At 70.7% G+C, this 18755-nt stretch carries 19 protein-coding genes; 8 read left to right on the top strand and 11 right to left on the bottom strand.

All coding sequences use genetic code 11. The features are described 5' to 3' along the window. The first annotated feature begins 77 nt into the window (after positions 1-77). The 5 genes from AW270_RS29590 to AW270_RS29570 all read left to right on the top strand — a co-directional run bounded on the left by AW270_RS29590 (position 78) and on the right by AW270_RS29570 (position 5855). A complete protein-coding gene (locus tag AW270_RS29590) occupies positions 78-668 on the top strand; it encodes a DUF4142 domain-containing protein (RefSeq protein WP_061299402.1) in 591 nt (196 codons plus the stop codon). A 17-nt stretch (positions 669-685) separates the two neighbouring features. Beyond that, positions 686-2134 carry a DUF1996 domain-containing protein gene (locus tag AW270_RS29585; RefSeq protein WP_061299401.1) on the top strand — a complete coding sequence of 483 codons (1449 nt, stop codon included), beginning with the start codon at positions 686-688 and terminating at the stop codon, positions 2132-2134. 140 nt (positions 2135-2274) lie between these two features. After that, a complete protein-coding gene (locus AW270_RS29580) occupies positions 2275-2964 on the top strand; it encodes a hypothetical protein (RefSeq protein WP_061299400.1) in 690 nt (229 codons plus the stop codon). Positions 2965-2967: 3 nt separating this feature from the next. Continuing rightward, positions 2968-4428: an NADH-quinone oxidoreductase subunit NuoF family protein gene (locus tag AW270_RS29575; RefSeq protein WP_061299399.1), complete on the top strand. Its 1461-nt coding sequence runs from the start codon at positions 2968-2970 to the stop codon at positions 4426-4428. A 62-nt stretch (positions 4429-4490) separates the two neighbouring features. Further along, positions 4491-5855 carry an FAD-binding oxidoreductase gene (locus AW270_RS29570; protein WP_061299398.1) on the top strand — a complete coding sequence of 455 codons (1365 nt, stop codon included), beginning with the start codon at positions 4491-4493 and terminating at the stop codon, positions 5853-5855. On the opposite strand, the gene AW270_RS29565 is transcribed toward AW270_RS29570, so the two are convergent. The 11 genes from AW270_RS29565 to AW270_RS29515 form a co-directional block, all read right to left on the bottom strand. Further along, positions 5833-7716, bottom strand: coding sequence for an acetoacetate--CoA ligase (locus AW270_RS29565; RefSeq protein WP_061299397.1), 1884 nt, complete (start codon positions 7714-7716; stop codon positions 5833-5835). The two genes, AW270_RS29570 and AW270_RS29565, sit on opposite strands and share 23 nt — an antisense overlap. Before the next feature lie 31 nt (positions 7717-7747). Next, positions 7748-8461, bottom strand: coding sequence for an HAD family hydrolase (locus AW270_RS29560; protein ID WP_061299396.1), 714 nt, complete (start codon positions 8459-8461; stop codon positions 7748-7750). A 64-nt stretch (positions 8462-8525) separates the two neighbouring features. Continuing rightward, complete coding sequence (locus AW270_RS29555; protein ID WP_082801922.1) at positions 8526-9161, bottom strand: HAD family hydrolase; 636 nt, start codon at positions 9159-9161, stop codon at positions 8526-8528. A 13-nt stretch (positions 9162-9174) separates the two neighbouring features. Then, positions 9175-9681: a DUF6912 family protein gene (locus AW270_RS29550; protein WP_061299394.1), complete on the bottom strand. Its 507-nt coding sequence runs from the start codon at positions 9679-9681 to the stop codon at positions 9175-9177. Between the two features lie 15 nt (positions 9682-9696). Then, positions 9697-10347, bottom strand: coding sequence for an HAD family hydrolase (locus AW270_RS29545; RefSeq protein ID WP_061299393.1), 651 nt, complete (start codon positions 10345-10347; stop codon positions 9697-9699). Between the two features lie 15 nt (positions 10348-10362). Next, positions 10363-11643, bottom strand: a complete 1281-nt coding sequence (nagZ, locus tag AW270_RS29540) for a beta-N-acetylhexosaminidase (protein WP_245674914.1) — start codon at positions 11641-11643, stop codon at positions 10363-10365. Between the two features lie 16 nt (positions 11644-11659). Continuing rightward, the gene (gene ptsP / locus AW270_RS29535; protein WP_061299392.1) at positions 11660-13345 is read right to left on the bottom strand and encodes a phosphoenolpyruvate--protein phosphotransferase; all 1686 of its coding nucleotides are present in this window, start codon (positions 13343-13345) and stop codon (positions 11660-11662) included. Next, positions 13345-13602: an HPr family phosphocarrier protein gene (locus AW270_RS29530; protein WP_061299391.1), complete on the bottom strand. Its 258-nt coding sequence runs from the start codon at positions 13600-13602 to the stop codon at positions 13345-13347. The genes ptsP and AW270_RS29530 overlap by 1 nt, the downstream gene beginning before the upstream one ends. A gap of 55 nt (positions 13603-13657) precedes the next feature. After that, a complete protein-coding gene (locus tag AW270_RS29525; RefSeq protein ID WP_061299390.1) occupies positions 13658-14104 on the bottom strand; it encodes a PTS sugar transporter subunit IIA in 447 nt (148 codons plus the stop codon). After that, a complete protein-coding gene (locus AW270_RS29520; RefSeq protein WP_061299389.1) occupies positions 14101-14340 on the bottom strand; it encodes a PTS sugar transporter subunit IIB in 240 nt (79 codons plus the stop codon). The genes AW270_RS29525 and AW270_RS29520 overlap by 4 nt, the downstream gene beginning before the upstream one ends. A gap of 30 nt (positions 14341-14370) precedes the next feature. Further along, positions 14371-15396, bottom strand: a complete 1026-nt coding sequence (locus AW270_RS29515) for an SIS domain-containing protein (protein WP_061299477.1) — start codon at positions 15394-15396, stop codon at positions 14371-14373. A gap of 121 nt (positions 15397-15517) precedes the next feature. Here AW270_RS29515 and AW270_RS29510 point away from each other — a divergent pair, with 121 nt between their 5' ends. The 3 genes from AW270_RS29510 (at position 15518) to AW270_RS29500 (ending at position 18443) form a co-directional block, all read left to right on the top strand. Next, a complete protein-coding gene (locus tag AW270_RS29510) occupies positions 15518-16279 on the top strand; it encodes a GntR family transcriptional regulator (RefSeq protein ID WP_245674913.1) in 762 nt (253 codons plus the stop codon). A 121-nt stretch (positions 16280-16400) separates the two neighbouring features. After that, entirely contained in the window at positions 16401-17645 is a 1245-nt protein-coding gene (locus AW270_RS29505; protein WP_061299388.1) for a PTS transporter subunit EIIC, read from the top strand. 282 nt (positions 17646-17927) lie between these two features. Beyond that, positions 17928-18443: an Rv3235 family protein gene (locus AW270_RS29500; RefSeq protein WP_061299387.1), complete on the top strand. Its 516-nt coding sequence runs from the start codon at positions 17928-17930 to the stop codon at positions 18441-18443. Positions 18444-18755: the final 312 nt, after the last annotated feature.

The following is an 18755-nucleotide window of genomic DNA, read 5'->3' as shown; positions in this document are numbered from 1 at the left end:
AACTCTCGTCATTTCTAACTATTCCTGAACCATCCGCCCCAAGGCCGCGTACCTCCCCCCGAAAGAGAGGAGACGCCATGCGGTTCCGGTTCGGGGAGCTCGTGGTCTTCGCAGTGTTCCTGTTCGCGGCGGCCGTGGCCGTCATCGTCGTCGTGCCGCAGGAGCAGGCGACGGCGCAGCAGGGGTTCACGTCGACCCGGTGGGGCCCGTTGAGCCCCGCCGACAGGGACTTTCTCGTGAAGGTGCGGTGGGCGGGTCTCTGGGAGATCCCCGCCGGCCGCTGGGCGCAGGAGCGCTCGCAGAACGAGAAGGTCAAGATCGCCGGACAGCACCTTGAGGCCGATCACGCCAAGCTCGACGAGGCGGTCCGCGCGGAGGCCGCCGCGCTCGGCGTGCTGATGCCCAACGAACCCAACCCTGACCAGCAGCGCTGGCTGGGTGAGATGTCGAACGCGACCGGTGCCGAGTTCGACCAGATCTTCGCCGACCGGCTGCGCGCCGCGCACGGCAAGGTCTTCGCCACGGTCGCCGCCATCCGCGCGGGGACCAGGAACGACAGGATCCGCGCCTTCGCCGCGGAGGCCAACACGGTCGTCATGAAGCACATGCGCGTGCTTGAGGAGACCGGACTGGTGGACTACTCCGCGCTTCCGGTCCCGCCGGTCTAACCAGGAGGAAGAAGAACATGCGTAAACGCGCCATCGCGGTGGCGGGAGCTCTGCTGATCGGGTCCCTCGTCGGCCCCGCGGGGTTCCCCCTTCCGGCCTTCGCGGCCTGTGATCCAGCGATCGGCGGGGCCGAGTGCGAGGCACTCGGCCCGGCCCTGACCGACTTCGTCGACATCCGCCAGATCGGCCGCGCCCAGGGCGTCGCCGCGGGCGGCGGGTCGTTCACGTCGGTCTGCGGCCGCAACGAAAGAGGGCACCGCAACTCCGACAACCACATCGTCGCCCCCGGTGTGACCAACGGCGCCCACCACGTCCACGACTACGTGGGCAACGTCACGACCAGCGGATTCTCCACCGACCAGTCGCTCGCCGCCGGCGGGACGACGTGCCGCAACGGAGACCGGTCCGCCTACTTCTGGCCCATCCTCCGCCTCCGGCCGGACATCCCGCGCCAGGGCCAGAACAACAACCAGAACCAGCGCCAGCAGCAACAGCAGCAGCAGCAGCAGGACCCCAACCAGCAGCAACAGCAGCAGGACCCGAACCAGCAGCAGGACCAGCAGGGCCAGCAGCAGGACCCGTCCGCCCAGGCCCAGCAACAGCAGCAGGGTGACCAGGCCGCTCCCAACGATCAAGCCGTCAATGACCAGGCTGCGCAGCAAGGCGACCAGCCCGTCAATGACCAGGCGGGGAACACCGGCCAGACCGACCAGAGCCAGCAGCAGAACGCCGAGAACGGCAACGGCGCGGCGCAGTCGCAGACCCTCAGCAGGCAGCAGCAGCCCCAGCCGGACAACAGCAACAGCCGGTTCGGCAACCGCGGCGGCAACCAGAACGGCGGGAACAACAACGGCGGCCAGAACGGCCAGCAGCCGCAGCCCCAGCGGACCGGCCAGCCCCCGCGGCCCGGCCAGGACGGCTCGGAGATCGGCGGCTTCGCGGACGGCAACGTCGGCCGGATCCTCACCCCGCGCGTGGTCCAGCTCCAGTTCCGCGGCAACCGGTTCGCCCGGGTCAGCGCGATGCCCCGCTTCCTGCGTGTGATCACCGGTGACGCCAAGGCGGCCACCAACGGCCCGGCCAACGCCCGAGCCCAGTGGACCTGCTCGGGCTTCACCAACCGGGCCAGTTCCGACAAGTACCCGGTCTGCCCGAGAGGCAGCCTCGTGGTGCGCGTCCTGGACTTCCCGAGCTGCTGGGACGGTCAGAACACCGACAGCGCCAACCACCGGACGCACATCGTGTTCCCCGACCAGAGCGGCCGCTGCCCCCAGGGCACCCGGCCCGTGCCCCAGCTGCGCATGACGCTGGCCTACGCGGTGCCGCAGGGCGCCAGCTTCGCCGTGGACTCGTTCCCGGAGCAGAAGCACAGCCCGATCACCGACCACGCCGACTTCCACAACGTCATGCCCAACAACCTCATGAACTTCATGGTGTCGTGCATCAACCGTAATCGCCGCTGCTGACCGGCGGCCCAGAGCCCCGGCAGATCCCCCCTTGACCGGAGGAATCAGTGTCAAAAAGGCGGGCTCATCGACGGTCCGAGCGCTTCGATCTTCAGAAACGAGGCGTTCGGATCGTCCTGGGCTCTCTCGCGTTCACCATCATGGCCGGATCCCTGCTCGGCGCCCGTCTGGGCCTGAGCACCCAGGTCCTCGCGATGGCGCAAGAGTTCCTCACGTTCTACGCGGGCGTCTTCTCGCTCGTGGCACTCACGACGACCGTCGGGCTCGGACTGCTCACGTCCGAGCGGATGATCCTGCCCATCAAGTGGCGCGTCCGGGCCCAGCTGGTGCACCGGGGCGCCGCCCTGATCGGGGTCGGATTCCTGGTCGTCCACATCGGTATGAAGATCGCGGCCGGGCTGGTCCCGTCGTACGGGTCGGTGATTCCCACCACCAGCCTGGCGGTCGGAGCCGGCGCCGTGGCGTCGGACCTGTTCATCGTGATCATTGCCACCGGGGTCATGCGCGGCCGGTTCGCCCTGGCCGTGCACCCCTGGATCTGGCGCGGCCTGCATGACCTGGCCTACCTGGCCTGGCCCGTATCGATCCTGCACGGCCTGGCGGCCGGTCGTACTCCGGCCGCCTGGGTCGCGTGGAGCTACATCCTCTGCATCGTCGCCGTCGGCACCGCCCTCATGATCCGCGCGATCGTCTCGCTCCGGCCCAAGACGACCATGGTGGACGAGATGGAAGAGCTGCCGATGCCGCAGGAGGACGCCAAGCGGAAGACGACCAGGCTGGCCGAACGCGAGCAGATCGCCCAGCCACAGAAGCTAAGGAGGGTTGTCTAAGACATGATTCCCTACCGCGTCTCGAAGATCCGCAGGCTCGGCCCGGCCCGGCTCACCGCCGGGCTCGACGAGCACCGCCGGATGGACCTCGACACTCACTACGAGGTGCACGGCAAACTCGACGGCCAGACCGTCGACTCACTGATCTCACTGGCCGAAGAGGTCGACCTGCGGGGACGCGGTGGGGCGGCCTTCCCGTTCGCGCGCAAACTCAGGGCCGTCGCGGCCAACGCGCGCAACTCCGACACCGTCGTGCTGGTCAACGCCGCCGAAGGCGAGCCCGCCAGCATGAAGGACAAGATGCTGCTCACCCGCAAGCCGCACCTCGTGCTCGAGGGCGCGCTGCTGGCGGCCAGTGCGCTGGACGCCAAAGAGGTGGTCATCGCCACCCCCGCGGGTGAGCTGGCGGAGGGCTCGATGCGGGCGGCCGTGGCCGAACGCGGGCTCATCGGGTATGTCCGGGTGGCCGGCATCCAGGAGCGGTTCATCTCGGGCGAGGGCGGGTCCCTCGTCCGGGCGGTCAACGGCGAGCTGGGCCAGCCGTCCGGGCGCAAGGTCCGGACCAGCGACGCGGGCGTCCGCGGCCTGCCCACCCTGTTGTCGAACACGGAGACCTTCGCCCAGCTCGCGCTCCTGGCCGAGCTGGGCCCGGAGGAGTACGGCGCCGTCGGCACCGTGCAGGAGCCCGGCACGACCCTGCTCAGCGTGAGCGGGTCGGTGAAGGCGCCGTCGGTCGTGGAGGTCACGCCCGGCGTCCCGCTGGCGCAGGTGCTCGACATGTGCGAGGCGGACGTCGGCGACGGCGTCCTGATCGGCGGCTACCACGGCAAGTGGCTCAGCGCGGCCGACGCCTACGGCGCGATCGTCTCGCGCCGGGGCATGCAGCAGGCGGGCGGTGAGCTCGGCGCGGGCATCATCGTTCCGCTGGGCCCGGACACGTGTCCCCTCGGGGAGACGGTCCGGGTCGCCGCGTATCTCGCGCAGCAGTCGTCGGGGCAGTGCGGCCCGTGCCGCATCGGCCTCCCGGCGCTGGCCAGAGCGCTGTCGGACCTCACGATGGGCGACCCGCAGGCCCACGACCTGGTGAAGTCGGCCGCCACGGCGGTCAAGGGCCGCGGCGCCTGCTTCCACCCCGACGGGACGACCCGGTTCGTGCTGTCGGCGCTGGAGGCCTTCGCCGAGGACGTCGACGAGCACATCATCAACGGCTCGTGCGGCCGGGGCGTGCAGAACACCCTGCCGATGCCGATCACCGAGGCCAGCGACGTGCGGCTGGTGGTCGACTGGACCCGCTGCCAGGGCCACGGCCTGTGCGCGCACCTCATGCCCGACCTGGTGAAACTCGACCACCACGGGTTCCCGGTGTTCATGGACTCGCCGGTCCCGACCTGGGCGAAGAGCGAGGCGCAGCGGGCGGTGGAGATGTGCCCCGCGCTCGCGCTCCGAGTCGACTCCCGGAAGTAGCCGTTTTGTTATCTTCGCGGTCGTCTCACGAGGTAGTACGGAACCTCGGGGAGTGATCTGCAGTGGATCGTCGTGAATTCCTGTCCGCGGCGGCGCTCGCGCCGTTCGCGGGCGCGGCGCCCGACTGGCGCGCACTGGACCGGACGTTGAAGGGCCGTCTCGTACGGCCCGGCGACGCCTCCTACGCCACCGCGAAGCGCGTCTTCAACGTGGCCTTCGACAACGCGGCGCCCCGGGCCGTCGCCTACTGCGCCACCGCCGCCGACGTGGCGGCGTGCGTGGGGTTCGCCCGCCGCAACGGCCTGGTGGTGCACCCGAGGTCGGGCGGCCACTCGTACGCCGGGTGGTCGACCGGTTCGGGCCTGGTCGTGGACGTCTCCCAGCTGAAGACCGTGCGGCACACCGCCGGCCTGGCCACGGTCGGGTCGGGAGCCAAGCTCATCGACGTCTACTCCCAGCTCGCGAAGAGCGGCGTCAGCATCCCGGCGGGCTCGTGCCCGACGGTCGGGGTGGCCGGGCTCACGCTGGGCGGCGGGATCGGGGTCGTCTCGCGGCGCTACGGGCTGACGATCGACGTGCTGAGATCGGTGTCCCTGGTGACCGCCGCCGGGAAGCTCATCACGGCCTCGGCCCAGAGCCACCCCGACCTGTTCTGGGCGCTCAGGGGTGGCGGCGGCGGCAACTTCGGGATCGCGACCTCGTTCACCTACCAGACCCACCCCATCCAGGACGTCACCGTCTTCACGATGCGGTGGCCGTGGTCGCAGGCGTTCGACGTGGTGAAGAAATGGCAGAAATGGGCGCCCTCGGCGCCCGACGCGCTGTGGTCCAATCTGCACCTCTCGCAGGACCCCGGGCGCTCCGTTTCCGTCACCGGGCTCTATTTGGGCTCCAGGTCGCGTTGTGAGGCGCTTCTGAAGGGTTTCACCGCGCCGACACGATCGGTCAGATCGATGGGTTATCTCCAGGCCATGTATTTCATGGCGGGTTGCTCGACCCAGGAGTCGTGCCACAACGGCCCGCGCGACCGGTTCAGCGCCAGTTCGCATTTCGCGTACACGGAAATGAGCGATTCGACCATTCGTGCACTAATCGCTCAGGTCGCCCGGCCGGGGCGGCACACCGTCCTCATCGACGCGCTGCGCGGGGCGGTCGGCCGGGTGGCCCCGGGCGCGACCGCTTTTCCCCATCGCACCGCGCTTTTCAGCCTCCAGTACTACGCCCACTTCGACGGCGCAAGTCCGTGGGTGCGTTCGGCGCGCGACGCGATGACGCCGAGGCTCGGAAAGCATGCCTACATTAACTACCCCGATATAGGCATAAATGACTATAAGAGCCAGTACTACGGTCCGAACGCCGCCCGCTTAGCGCTCGTGAAGAAGACCTACGACCCGACCGGGTTCTTCAGGCATCCGCAAGGGGTGTGAAGAACGCCAGCACCTCGGGGTTGGCCATCGCGTCGGGGTTGGCGGCCTTCTCGACCGGGACGCCCTGGAGGATCTTGCGCACCGGCACTTCGAGCTTCTTGCCCGACAGGGTGCGCGGGACCCCCGGCACCGCCACGATCTCGTCGGGCACGTGGCGCGGCGACAGCTCGGTGCGCAGAGCGGTCTTCAGCTCCTTGACCAGCGTCTCGTCGAGCTCGCGGCCCTCGGCCAGGGCGATGTAGAGGAGCAGCCGGCCCTCCTGGCCGAGCCTGCCGGTGTCGATGACGAGGCTGTCGGCGATGGCGTCGAAGCGCTCGACCACCCGGTAGAACTCGCTGGTGCCCATCCGGACCCCGCCCCGGTTGAGGGTCGAGTCGGAGCGGCCGTAGATGACGCTGCTCCCGTCGGGGAGGATCTTGATCCAGTCGCCGTGCCGCCAGACGCCGGGATACTCCTCGAAGTAGGACTCGCGGTAGCGGTGGCCATCGGGGTCGTTCCAGAACATGACCGGCATCGAGGGCATCGGCGCGGTGATGACCAGCTCCCCCACCTCTCCGGTGACCGGGTGTCCCGACGGGTCGAACGCCTCCACCCGCGCGCCCAGGGAGCGGCACGGGATGACGCCCGCCCGGACCGGCAGCGTCCTGACCGCGCCGACGAAACCGGTGCAGACGTCGGTGCCGCCGGAGAACGAGCCGAGCTGGACCTCACCGGACACGTCGGCGTAGACCCAGGCGAAGCCCTCGGGCGGGAGCGGGGAGCCGGTCGAGCCGATGCCCTTCAGCGCCGACAGGCCCCGCGGCTTCAGGCCGGCCTTCATCGAGGCGACGATGTAGGGGGCGCCGGTGCCGAAGTAGGTCACGCCCTCCTCGGCGACGAGGTCCCACAGGGCGCTCGTCGAGGGGTGGGCGGCCGAGCCGTCGTACAGGACGACGGCCGCGCCGACCAGCAGGCCGCCGATGAGGTAGTTCCACATCATCCAGCCGGTGGTGGTGTACCAGAAGAACAGGTCGCCCTCGCCGAGGTCCTGGTGGAAGGTCAGCGACTTCAGGTGCTCCACGACCACGCCGCCGTGGCCGTGGACGATGGGCTTGGGGAGCCCGGTCGTGCCGGAGGAGTAGAGGATCCAGAGCGGGTGGTCGAAGGGGACCCGGTCGAAGGCCAGGTCACCGGGCCGGGCGAAGGAGTCCCACTCCGACACCCTCACGGTCGCGTGGAGCGAGGGCAGCCGCGCCGCGATGTCGGCGACCACGCCGGTCCGGTCGAACCATCGGCCGTTGTAGGTGTAGCCGTCGACGGCGATCAGGACCTTCGGCTGGATCTGGGTGAACCGGTCGATGATGGCCGGGGCCCCGAAGTCGGGCGAGCACGACGACCAGATCGCGCCGAGCGACGCGGTGGCGAGGAAGGCGATCAGCGCCTCGGGGATGTTCGGCAGATATCCGGCGACCCGGTCGCCCCTCCCGACGCCGAGTTCCACCAGCCCGGCCCGCGCCCGCGCGACCTCGTCGCGCAACCGCCCAAGTGTGTACGTTCGCCGCTCGCCCGTTTCGTCCCGAAAAATAACCGCAAGACGGTCGTCGGGACCTTTCAGCGCATTTTCCGCGTAATTAATGGCGCTGCCCGCGAACCACTGAGTTTGCGGCATATTTCCGGAAATGACCGGACCGTTCGCGCGGTCACCGACGACGCCGAAGTAATCCCAGATCGCCGTCCAGAAAGCGGCGGGCTCCTCCACCGACCACGACCAGAGCCCGTCGTAGGAGCCGGGTCTGCCCACCGCCTCCTGGAAACGGGTGATCCGGGCGTCCCGGACGACCTCGGCCGACGGGACCCAGAGCACGTCACCTTCGCTAACCATGGCTCCATCCTGATGTGGGGCCATGGTCATGTCACTGTCGGCCCCCCACATAACGGTCGGTGAGCCGGGCCACCGCGGCGACCACCTCGGAGGCGTTCGACAGGTCGGGCAGCACGATGTCGGCCCCCGCCTCGGTCAGCTCGCCGGCCCTCGACCGGCCCGACGCGACCCCGATCATCGCGGCCCCGGCGATCCGGGCGGCCTGCACGTCACGCGTCGAGTCGCCGATGAGCACGGCCGAGAACGGCGCGCCGTACTTGTCCTTGGCCCTGCCCTGGGCGACCTGGAGGAGGCTGGCCTTCGGGTAGACCTCCTCGCCGTAGCCGCCGACCTCGAAGTCGACGTACTTGTGCAGGCCGAAGGCGGTCAGCTTGTGGACGGCGTTGGACCTGATGGTGCCGGTCAGCACCGACTGGACCGTCCCGTCGAGCCGGGAGACGGCGTGCAGCGCGTCCTTGGCCCCGGGCATCGCCCGGCCCTCCTTGGCCAGGCGCTTGCGCCGGTCGCCGAACGACCGGGCGAGCGCGTCGATGAACGCCGGCAGGTGACCGTCGTCGACCGTGATGCCGTTGAGCGCCAGCGTCTCGAAGATGAGCTCCGAGTCGGGGCGTCCCATCGCGGGGGCCAGCTTCACGAGGGGCCGCCCGGTGACCGCGCGGAACGCCTCGGCCCAGGCGTCCCGGGTGACGATCGTGACGTCGACCAGGGTCAGGTCGATGTTCCAGAGGACGAGTCGGCGGTCGATGGGGGCCCTCCCGGGGGATAAGTGCGGCTTCGCCCCAGGGTAAGGCCCTCTGATGCCGATCAGGTCAGATCAGATCCATCGCGTCTGAAAGCGAGTCGACCACCGGGAAACCGAGCGACTCGAGCTCGGCGCGGCTGGTCATGCCGCCCGTGTAGAGGACCGCCCGAGCCCCCACGTGGCGGGCCGCGAGGCCGTCGTCGACGCTGTCGCCGATCACCATCACGTCGCGGGGGTCGAGGTCGAGGGCCTTAAGGTGTTCGGCCATGTGCTCGGCCTTGTGGCCCCCCGGGCTGGTCAGGCGCAGGCCGTCGACCCGGGTGAAGTGGTGGTCGATGCCGAACTCGGCGATCTTGGGCACCAGCCGTTCGTGGGCCCACATCGACAGCAGCGACTGGCTGCGGCCGGCCTCGCCCCACGCGGTCAGGCTCGCCACCGCGCCCTCGGCCAGCAGGCAGGCCTCCATGAGCCGGTGGTAGTGGAGGTGGAAGCCCTCGTCGAGGCGCTCCCACTCGCCCTCTTCGAGGGCGCGGCCGATGATGCGTTCGTAGGCGACCCAGATGGGGCGGCAGTAGACGCCGCGGAACCCGTCGAGGTCGATCGGGGCCACCCCATAAGGGCGGAAGATCTCGTTGGTGGCGCGCACGACCGCGTCGGAGTCGTGAAAGAGCGTCCCGTTCCAGTCCCAGACGATGTGTGTCATAGCGCCACCCAGGTTAGCCGAGGACGTCGGGGATCTCCTGGGTGGCGTACCAGAGCAGCTCGTGGGCCTCGGCGCCGTCGACGGTGAACCGTGCGTCGTCGTCGCCCGCGTCGGCGGCCTTCAGCGCCAGGGCGGCGGCCTCGACGTCGGGGATCGCGGCCGGCTCGTCGACGTGGGCGGCCTGGACCAGCCGCATCGGCACGGCCGCGCCGAGCCTCACCCGGCCGCGCTCGGCCACGTCGGCGCTGACCTGCACCTCGGCGTCGGGGATGTCGGCGGCGATCACCACCCGGCGGGCCGGGGCGGTCACGCCGTCGGCCAGGTCGGCCGCGATCATCCGCAGCGACGCGCGCGCCGCCTCCGTGAGGGCGACGTATTCGAGCTCCTCGGTGTCGCCGGAGGCATACCACTCCACCAGGGCGGGCGTCACGGCGAACCCGGTCAGCGGAGCGGGGCCGAGCTCACCCGCGGCGGCCGTTCGGGCCAGCGCGGGGAGCGTGCACGGAAGGTAGACACGCATGTCACGAGTGTCCCATCACGCCGACCTCAGAGGCACCTTGAGCAACGTCTCCAGCTCGGCGATGGTGGTGCCGGCGTGGGTGTGCAGGATGCCGGTGAAGCCGAGCTCCCGGGCGGCGGTGATGTTGGCCTCGATGTCGTCGATGAAGACGCACTCGGCCGGTTCGAGCCCGACCAGGCTCACGGCGTGGGCGAAGATGCGCGGTTCGGGCTTGCGCATGCCGACCTCGCCCGAGATGACGACGGCGTCGAACGCCTCCTCCCAGCCGGTGCGGTCGTAGTCGTTGCCCCACGAGTTCGACACCAGGCAGGTCTTGTAACCGGCCTTGCGCGCCCGGCGCAGCATCTCGAACATCGCCTCGACCGGCTGGAATCCGGCGAACATGCGGGTCAGCAGCCCCTCGGCGACCGGCGGGAGGCCGTCGTGGGTGCGCAGCTCGGCGGCCAGGGCCGTCTCGAAGGCGAGCGCGGTGATCTCCCCCCGCTCCAGCGTGTGGATCGGGTTCTCCGCGCCGTCGCCGCCGTAGGCCGACGCGATCATGCCCCGCATCACCTCGGTGTAGTGGGAGGTGTCGATGCGGTCGGCCACCAGCCATGTGTTGATGGACTCGGCCATGCTCGTGGTGAGAACCCCGGCCCAGTCGATGAGCACCCCTTTGACCGTCATGTGGTCAAAGGGTAGTCATCGCGTGCCCGCGGTGATGCGCCGGGCGATCGCGCGGTGCTCGGCGGTCTTGAGGAGCTTGCCGACCCGCGACGGGTGGGGGAAGGCGCGCGGGTTGTCCAGGCCGTAGTGCGCCTTCAGCGCCAGGATGCGCTCGACGGAGGCGTTCAGCCTGGTCGCGCTGATGCGGCCCGACCGGATCGCGGCCAGCACGGCGTCGCGGGCGGCGTTGAAGTCGGGCGGCATGAGCAGGATGTCGACCCCCGCCAGGATCGCCCGGACGGCCACCTCGCCGTCGCCGTACTTCTTCCGGACGCCCTCCATGTTGAGCGCGTCGGTGAAGACGACCCCGTTGAAGCCGAGCTGGTCGCGGAGCACCCCGGTGAGGATCTTCTTGGACAGCGTGGCCGGGTCGCCCGACGGGTCGAGCGCGGGCATCACGATGTGGGCGCTCATGATGGCGTCGACGTCGTTGGCGATGGCCTCCTTGAACGGCGGCGCGTCGAGCTTCTCCCACTGGGCGCGGGTGTGGTCGATGACCGGCAGGGCGGTGTGGCTGTCGACGTTGGTGTCGCCGTGGCCCGGGAAGTGTTTCACCGTCGTCGCGACGCCGCCGTCGTGGAAGCCCTGGACGGCCGCGCCCACCATGTCGGCGACCTCCTCGGGATCGTTCCCGTAGGCGCGCGGGCCGATGACCGGGTTGTTCGGGTTGACGTTGACGTCGGCGACGGGGGCGAAGTCGAGCGAGATGCCAAGAGCGTTCAGCTCCTCGGCGGTGACGCGGGCGGCGTCGCGGGCGTTGCGCGTGTCACCGGTCTGGCCGATCACCGAGGCGCCGGGGAGGTCGGTGATGATGCCCTTGAGCCGCGAGACGATGCCGTTCTCCTGGTCGACGCCGATCAGCAGCGGCACCTTCGGGGAGGCCTTGCGCAGCCCGGCGGTGAGCTCGGCGACCTGGCGGGCGTTCTCGATGTTGCCGGTGCCGGGGAACAGGATCATGCCGCCGAGGTGGTATTTCCCGATGACCTCGGCGGGGGTGCCGACGCCGTAGCGGGCCAGGTTCTCCTGGTGTTCGGTGTCGGCCGTCGCGCCGTAGAGCACCGGCATGAAGAGCTGGCCGACCTTCTCCTCGACCGACATCTCCAGCACGGGAGAGGGCGAGGGGGACGGCGACGGTGGCGGGGGCGCCACGACCGTCGAGGTCGGGGGGGTGGGGAGGGAGGTGCGTGGCGGGGTGGTCGAACACCCCGCCACGACGACGAGCAGACCGGCGCCGAGCAGCGCCCTGTGGAGGGACACCCCGACACCGTAGCGGCTACAGTCCCAGATCAGTGAGGCCGGTCAGGTGGGCGCGGGCCGCCTCCTTCGCCTCGGACGCGCCCGGTGCCTCCCGGGCGGCCTCGGCCGCCGCACGGCACTGCTCGAGGGTGTGCCGGGCCAGCGACGCGCGCACCCACGGCAGCGCGGGCGACCCCATCGACAGCGAGGTCACGCCGAGTCCGACGAGCACGCACGCCAGCACCGGATCGGCCCCCGCCTCGCCGCAGACGCCGCAGCTCTTCCCGGCCGCGCCCGCCGCCTCGGCGGCCAGCGCGATGAGGTCGAGCACCGCCGGGTGCCACGGGTCCTGCAGGTCGGAGACGCCGGCGACCTGGCGGTCGGCGGCCATGGCGTACTGGGTGAGGTCGTTGGTGCCGATCGAGAAGAAGTCGACGACCCCGGCCAGGTGGCGGGCGCGCAGCGCGGCCGACGGCACCTCGATCATGATGCCCGCGGTCTCCAGCCCGGCCGCGTGGCAGGCGTCGGCGAACCAGGCCGCCTCGTCGACGGTGGCGACCATGGGGGCCATGACGTAGGGGACGGCCTCGGTGCCCTCGGCGGCGCGGGCGAGCGCGCCGAGCTGGGCGGCCATCATGTCGGGGTAGCGCCGGAACATGCGCAGGCCGCGTTCGCCGAGGGCCGGGTTGGGCTCCTCGCCGGGCGGCGGCAGGAAGGCGAGCGGCTTGTCGGCGCCCGCGTCGAGGGTGCGGACCACGACCCGGCCTCCGGGGAAGGCGTCGAAGACGGCCCGGTAGGCGGCCTCCTGCTCGTCGCCCGTCGGCGCGTCGGCGCGGTCGAGGAAGAGGAACTCGGTGCGGTAGAGGCCGACGCCCTCGGCCCCGTTGGCCAGAGCCGCCTCGAGGTCCTTCGGGCCGCCGATGTTGGCGAGCAGCGGCACGGGGTGGCCGTCGGCGGTGGCGCCGGGTCCGGTCGTGCCGGAAAGGACCTCGGCGCGGGCCCGCGCGGTCTCGACGGCGGCCCGCGCGGCCGCGGGTTCCGGCTCGATGACGACCTCGCCGGTCGCGCCGTCGACCAGCAGCAATGTGCCCGGCACGAGCGCGGTCGCGCCCGCGCAGCCCACGACGGCGGGCACGCCCATCGCGCGGGCCAGGATCGCGGTGTGACTGGTCGGCCCGCCGTCCTGGGTGACGAAGGCGGCGACCAGGTTCCGGTCGAGCAGCGCGGTGTCGGCGGGCGCGAGGTCGCGCGCCACCAGGATGTACGGCTCGGTCGCATCGACCGGCACCCCGGGCATCGGCGCGCCGGTCAGCCGGGAGATGGCGCGGTCGCGGATGTCGTCGAGGTCGGCGACGCGTTCGCCGAGGTATCCCCCGGCGGCGGCGAGCAGGTCGCGGTAGGCCCCGAAGGCCTCGTACACGGCCCTCTCACCGGAGAGGCCCCCGTCGACCAGTTCGTCGATCCCTTCGGCCAGGCCCGGGTCGCGGGCCATCATCGCCTGGGCCGACAGCACCTCGGCGGCCTCTCCCCCGGCGCGTTCGCCGCGCGCCTCCAGGTCGGCCGCCACCTCTTCGAGCGCGGCCGCTACGCGGGCCTTCTCGGCGTCGGCGTCGCCGGCGTGCCTGAGGTTCTCGGCGGGGACGGGGATCGCGCCGACCAGCAGGTGGGCGGCGGCGTAGCCGGTGCCGGGGCTGACCCCCGAGCCCTTCAGGGTGGTGGCCATCAGGGCGCCCCGGCTATCGCGACCAGTTCCTCCAGCAGCTCGTCGGCGCCCTCGCCGTCGGTGCTGATGGTGATGGCGTCGCCCTTCTTCACGTCGAGCGCCAGCACCGACAGGATGCTCTTGGCGTTGACCGGCGCGCCGTCGCCCTTGGCGAGGGTCACGCTCGCCGCCGATTTGGTCGCGATCTGCACGAACGTGGCGGCGGGACGGGCGTGCAGTCCCACCTCCGCCTCGACGATGAGCCTTCGTTGCGGCACGCTGCCTCCTCTGGGTCCGGCGGTCCGGACCACTCATCCAACACCCGGTTTTGGGTCAATGCCAGTCGAAGAGGGGATCGCCCGCTTCGACCGGTCCGCTCACCACACCGGAGACGCTCTCCGGTGTGGCATCCAGGGCTATCACCGGACAGACCGGCGAATACCCCTCCTCGTCGACGGCATGCGGATGCCAGGCGACGACCGGTTGCCCGGCCGTGACGAGGTCGCCTTCCACGGCCAGCGGCTCGAAGCCGGCGCCGCGCAGTTCCACGGTGTCGACGCCGAGGTGGGTCAGCACCCCCCGGCCGTCGTCGCCGACCACGATGTAGGCGTGGGGGTGGAGCTTGACCAGCCGCCCGGCGATCGGCGCGACCGCGACCTGCGGCCCCCGCGCCGGGTCGACGGCCGCCCCCGGACCCACCATGGCCTGCGAGAACACGGGGTCGGGCACCGCCGGCAGCCCGATCGCCCACCCTTTCACCGGAGAGTGGACGGTCGTCAAGCGGAGTCCAGCAGGTCGTCGATGTCGCTGGCGATCGTGTCGGCCTCCGGCCCGACGACGACCTGCACGATGTTCCCGGCCGCCATCACGCCGTGGGCCCCGGCCGCCCTCAGCGCGGCCTGGTCGATCCTGGAGGCGTCGCGGACCTCGGTCCGGAGCCGGGTGATGCAGGGCTCGATCTCGATGATGTTGTCCGGCCCGCCCAGTGCCGCGACGATCTTTGCCGCATCCGCCATGACGCCTCCCTCTGGATCTTCAGGCGAACCCTACTCGTCGGTCTGGGTGACCTTGTTGAGGCCGCGGGGCGCGTCGGGGTCGTACCCGAGCCTGCGCGACAGCGCCTCGGTGAGCAGCTGACCGGGGACGATCAGCCCCAGCGGGGCCACCCATTCGGGCAGGTCGGGGCCGTTGAGCGAGGCGGTGGAGGCGCTCTTCAGCGCCGCGCCGCCGCCGACCCCGTAGGAGGCCGCGCCCGCTCCGGTGACCCGCTCGGCCAGCGCGACCGTGCCCGCCAGGGTCGGGCCCTCACCGGCCGCGACGAGGATCGCGGGGGTGTCGGCGTCGACCACGGCGATCGGCCCGTGCAGCAGATCGGCGTAGGAGAGGCCCATGGCGTGCAGGTAGCAGGCCTCCTTGAGCTTCAGCGCGAGTTCGAGCGCGGTGGAGAAGGCCAGCCCGCGCCCCGACACGACCACGCCCGGCTTGTCGGCCAGCCCCTCGACCAGGGCGTCGAGGTCGCCCGGGTCCTCGATGAGCTTCTGGATGGCGTCCGGGGCCTTGAGCAGATCGTCCCGGTGGACGTCGGCCCCGAGCCCCAGCGCCAGCACCGCCATGGCCGCCAGCTGGGTCGTGTACGTCTTGGTCGCCGGCACCGCCTTCTCCTCCCCGGCGACCGTGCACAGGGCGAGATCGGCGGCGCGCGCCAGCGGGCTCTCCTCGCCGCCGTTGGTGATGGCCACGGTCTTCGCGCCGCAGTCACGCGCCCAGTCGAGGGTCTCGACGATCTCCTCGGTACGGCCCGACTGCGAGACCGCCACGGCGAGCACTCCGTCGAGGTCCAGCTTTCGGCGGTAGGTTGTGGCGATCGACGGCGCGGCCAGCGCCGCGAGGCGCCCGGCGTGCGACTCGATCAGGTAGCGCCCGTAGACGGCGGCGTTGTCCGAGGTGCCACGGGCGATGAAGAGCAGGTGGCGGGTCTGTCCGGCGAGAGAGGTGACATCGGGGATTCGGGGGAGCAGGGCGTCCAGCGTGGCGCGCAGGGCGGCCGGCTGTTCGGCGATCTCACTGCGCATCTTCGTCGTCGTCACGTGCCCATCCTGTAATCGGTCCGTACGTTGACAGACATTTCGGCGGTGTGGTCTAGTCCGGACTAGACCAGTACGAACCATAACAAAGCGGAGAGGGGAGGCGACAGTGGCCGGCATCGACGCCAGGGGAAGCGGCGCCACCATCGACCCGGACAGCCCGGTCCCCAAGTACTTCCAGCTCCGCGAGATCATCCTCGACCTCATCGAGAACAACGAGCTGCCCATCGGCGCGGCGATCCCGTCGGAGCGCGAACTCTGCCAGCGCTTCGGCCTGTCGCGCATGACCGTCCGCCAGGCGGTCGACCACCTGGTCAGCGAGGGCCGCCTGCACCGCGTCCCCGGCAAGGGCACCTTCGTCGCCCGCCCGAAGATCGAGCTGGCCCTCCAGCTCACCTCGTTCAGCGACGACATGCGCGCCCGCGGCCTGGAGCCCGGCAGCCGCGACCTCGACCGCCGGGTGGTCCGCGCCAGCGCCCACCTGGCCAGGGAACTGGGCATCGCCCCGGGTGACGAGGTTCACTTCATCGAACGCCTGCGGACCGCCGACGGCGAGCCCCTGGCCGTCGAGCGCGCCCACATCCCCCTGGCCCTGGCCCCCGACCTGGAGAGCTACGACCTTTCCGGCCGGTCCCTGTACGCGCTCCTGGAGTCCCGATACGGTCTGATCCTCGACGCCGGGGAGCTGACCATCGACGGCGGGATAGCCGACCCCAGCGACGCCGACCTGCTCAAACTGCCGCGCGGCGGAGCCGTGCTGCTGCTGTCCCGGCGGTCGTACGCCGGGGGTGTCTGCGCCGAACTGGGCGTGTCGACCTACCGCGCCGACCGCTACCAGCTCCGCACACTCCTGGAGCCACGGCGGGCCTAGCGACCCGGAAGGAAGCCATGAAGCGCGCGACCCCCGATCTCACCGTCGCGGGAGACTCGGCCCGCCCGCTTCCCCATGCTGTGCGGATCGTCCTGCCGCTCCTGGATGAACGGGAGGGACGATGCCTGCCACGATGACCGTGCTGTCGCGGATCGGGCGTTCTCTCATGCTCCCGATCGCGGCCCTCCCGGCCGCGGCGATCCTGCTCCGGGTCGGGCAGGACGACCTGCTGGGCCGGACCGACGACCCCACCCTCGACAAGGTGGCCCGGATCGTCGGCGGAGCGGGCGGCGCGCTGTTCGACGCGCTGCCGCTGCTGTTCGCGATCGGCGTGGCCGTCGGGTTCGCCCGCAAGTCCGACGGGTCGACCGCGCTGGCCGCCGTGGTCGGCTACCTGGTCTGGGACCGGGTCACCCACCTGATGTTCTTCGACTCCTCGCTGCGGCCACGGGTGGCCCAGACGGTGGTGACCGCCGGGACGCCCGCCGAGGCGCTCAACCTGGCGGCGGCCAACCCGACCGGGGTGCTCGGCGGGATCCTGATGGGCCTGGTGGCGGGGATCCTGTGGCAGAGATACCACCGGATCAAGCTGCCGGCCTGGCTGGCGTTCTTCGGCGGACGGCGCTTCGTGCCGATCCTGACCGCGCTGGCCGGGCTGGTCCTCGGCGTGGTCTTCGGCCTGATCTGGCCGCCGATCGGGCAGGGCCTGTCGTCGTTCGGCGACTGGCTGGCCACCCATTCGACGCTGGGCGCGGGGATCTACGGGGTGGTGAACCGGGCCCTGATCCCCCTGGGCATGCACCACTTCGTCAACTCGATCGTGTGGTTCACCGTGCCCGACTGCACCGTGAACGGCCTGCACACCGCAGGCGACCTGAACTGCTACTTCGCCGGTCAGGACGGCGCCGGGGCGTTCATGGCCGGGTTCTTCCCGGTGATGATGTTCGGCCTCCCGGCGGCGGCCATCGCGATCTGGCGCGCGGCGCCCCCACACCGCCGCAACGCGATCGGATCCATCATGATCTCGGCGGCCCTGGTGTCGTTCGTCACCGGCATCACCGAGCCGATCGAGTTCGCCTTCATCTTCGTCGCGCCCGTGCTGTTCGTGGTCCACGCGCTGCTGACGGGGGTGTCGATGGCGCTGGTGGCGGGGTTGGGCGGACGGCTGGGCTTCGGCTTCTCCGGCGGCGCCATCGACGCGACCCTCAACGCGACCAAGGACAACACCCACAACTTCGCCCTCATCATGGCGATCGGCGTCGTCTACTTCGTCGTGTACTACGCGATCTTCACCTTCCTCATCAGACGCCTCAACATCCTGACCCCAGGCCGAGAGCCGGAATCCGACCTCGACCCCACCAACTGAGGCGCGGCTCTCGACAGGGCTCCGCTCGGCGGTCCTCAGCTTGGGGCTCCAGAAGCTTGGGGCTCCTGGATTGCTCTGCCAACTGGAGCTTCGGGCATGCACTGCCTCTTGAAGTGACCATGGCCGGTCGCCTCGCGGTCCATACCAACCTGGACGCCTCTATCGGCATGTATGCCGATCCGACCCCGTCCAACGTCGACGAATACCTACGGACGCGTATCCGGTTCCCCGGCCCGAAAACTCTTATTGACGTCCCCATCCTGCGACTGTCACGGAGCTTCGATGCCACTCCCCCGGCTCGCGCCCATCCCGGCCCTCGACCCCGTCTACACCCACGAGCGCCACCCGGCGGACACCCCCCACCACGGCACTCTCGCCCTGCCGACCCACCCGGAGAGCCAGCCCGCCGAGGTCCGCCAGTTCCCCCGCCAAGTTCCCGGCACCCACGGCGCCCTGGCGCTGGCCCACGCGCCGGAACCCTCCCCCGGCCCGGTCCCCGACGAGCGCCGCCTGCGCGGCCTGGCCCAGGCGCTGGCCGAGATCCTGGCCGGACGCCGCCCGCCCCAGACGGTCCAGCAGCACCTCAGCGGCCGTGCCTACGCCAATCTCCTGCGGGCCGGAAAGATGATCGACAGCACCCGCCCGCCATGGGTCGGCGTCCCCCGCGTCCAGCACCCGAAGGACGACGTCGTGGAAATGTGCGCCCTGGTCCGCTGCACCCCCCGCAGCCGCGTCCTGGCGGCCCGCCTGGAGCGCTACGGCGTCCAGTGGGTCCTGACGGAGTTCGAGACAGCCTGACACCCGCTGAGCGCCGTGGCACCACACGGCGCTCAGCGAAGCCAGCCATGGTTCGCCTCATGCAGCCGCCAACTGACTGGTCCCTGCGACAGGATGGGGCGCATCGGTCCAGAGGGAGCTCGGGACCGCATGACCTGCCCCTTGAAGCCCGCAAAACGCCGCAGAACCGCGCGGCGCTAAGTCAGTCATGGTTCGCCTCGTGCAGCCCTCCTGACTGCTTTCTGTGCGGGGATGAGGCGCATCCGATCCAGAAGTGACCATCTCCTGGCTCGCTGAGTGCCGTGGAACCACACAGCGCTCAGCGGAACCGAC

The organism is Herbidospora cretacea (assembly GCF_001570605.1).
GTDB lineage: Bacteria > Actinomycetota > Actinomycetes > Streptosporangiales > Streptosporangiaceae > Herbidospora > Herbidospora cretacea.
The sequence above is the reverse complement of the archived record's forward strand: the minus strand, read 5'-3'. Positions and strand labels throughout refer to the sequence as shown.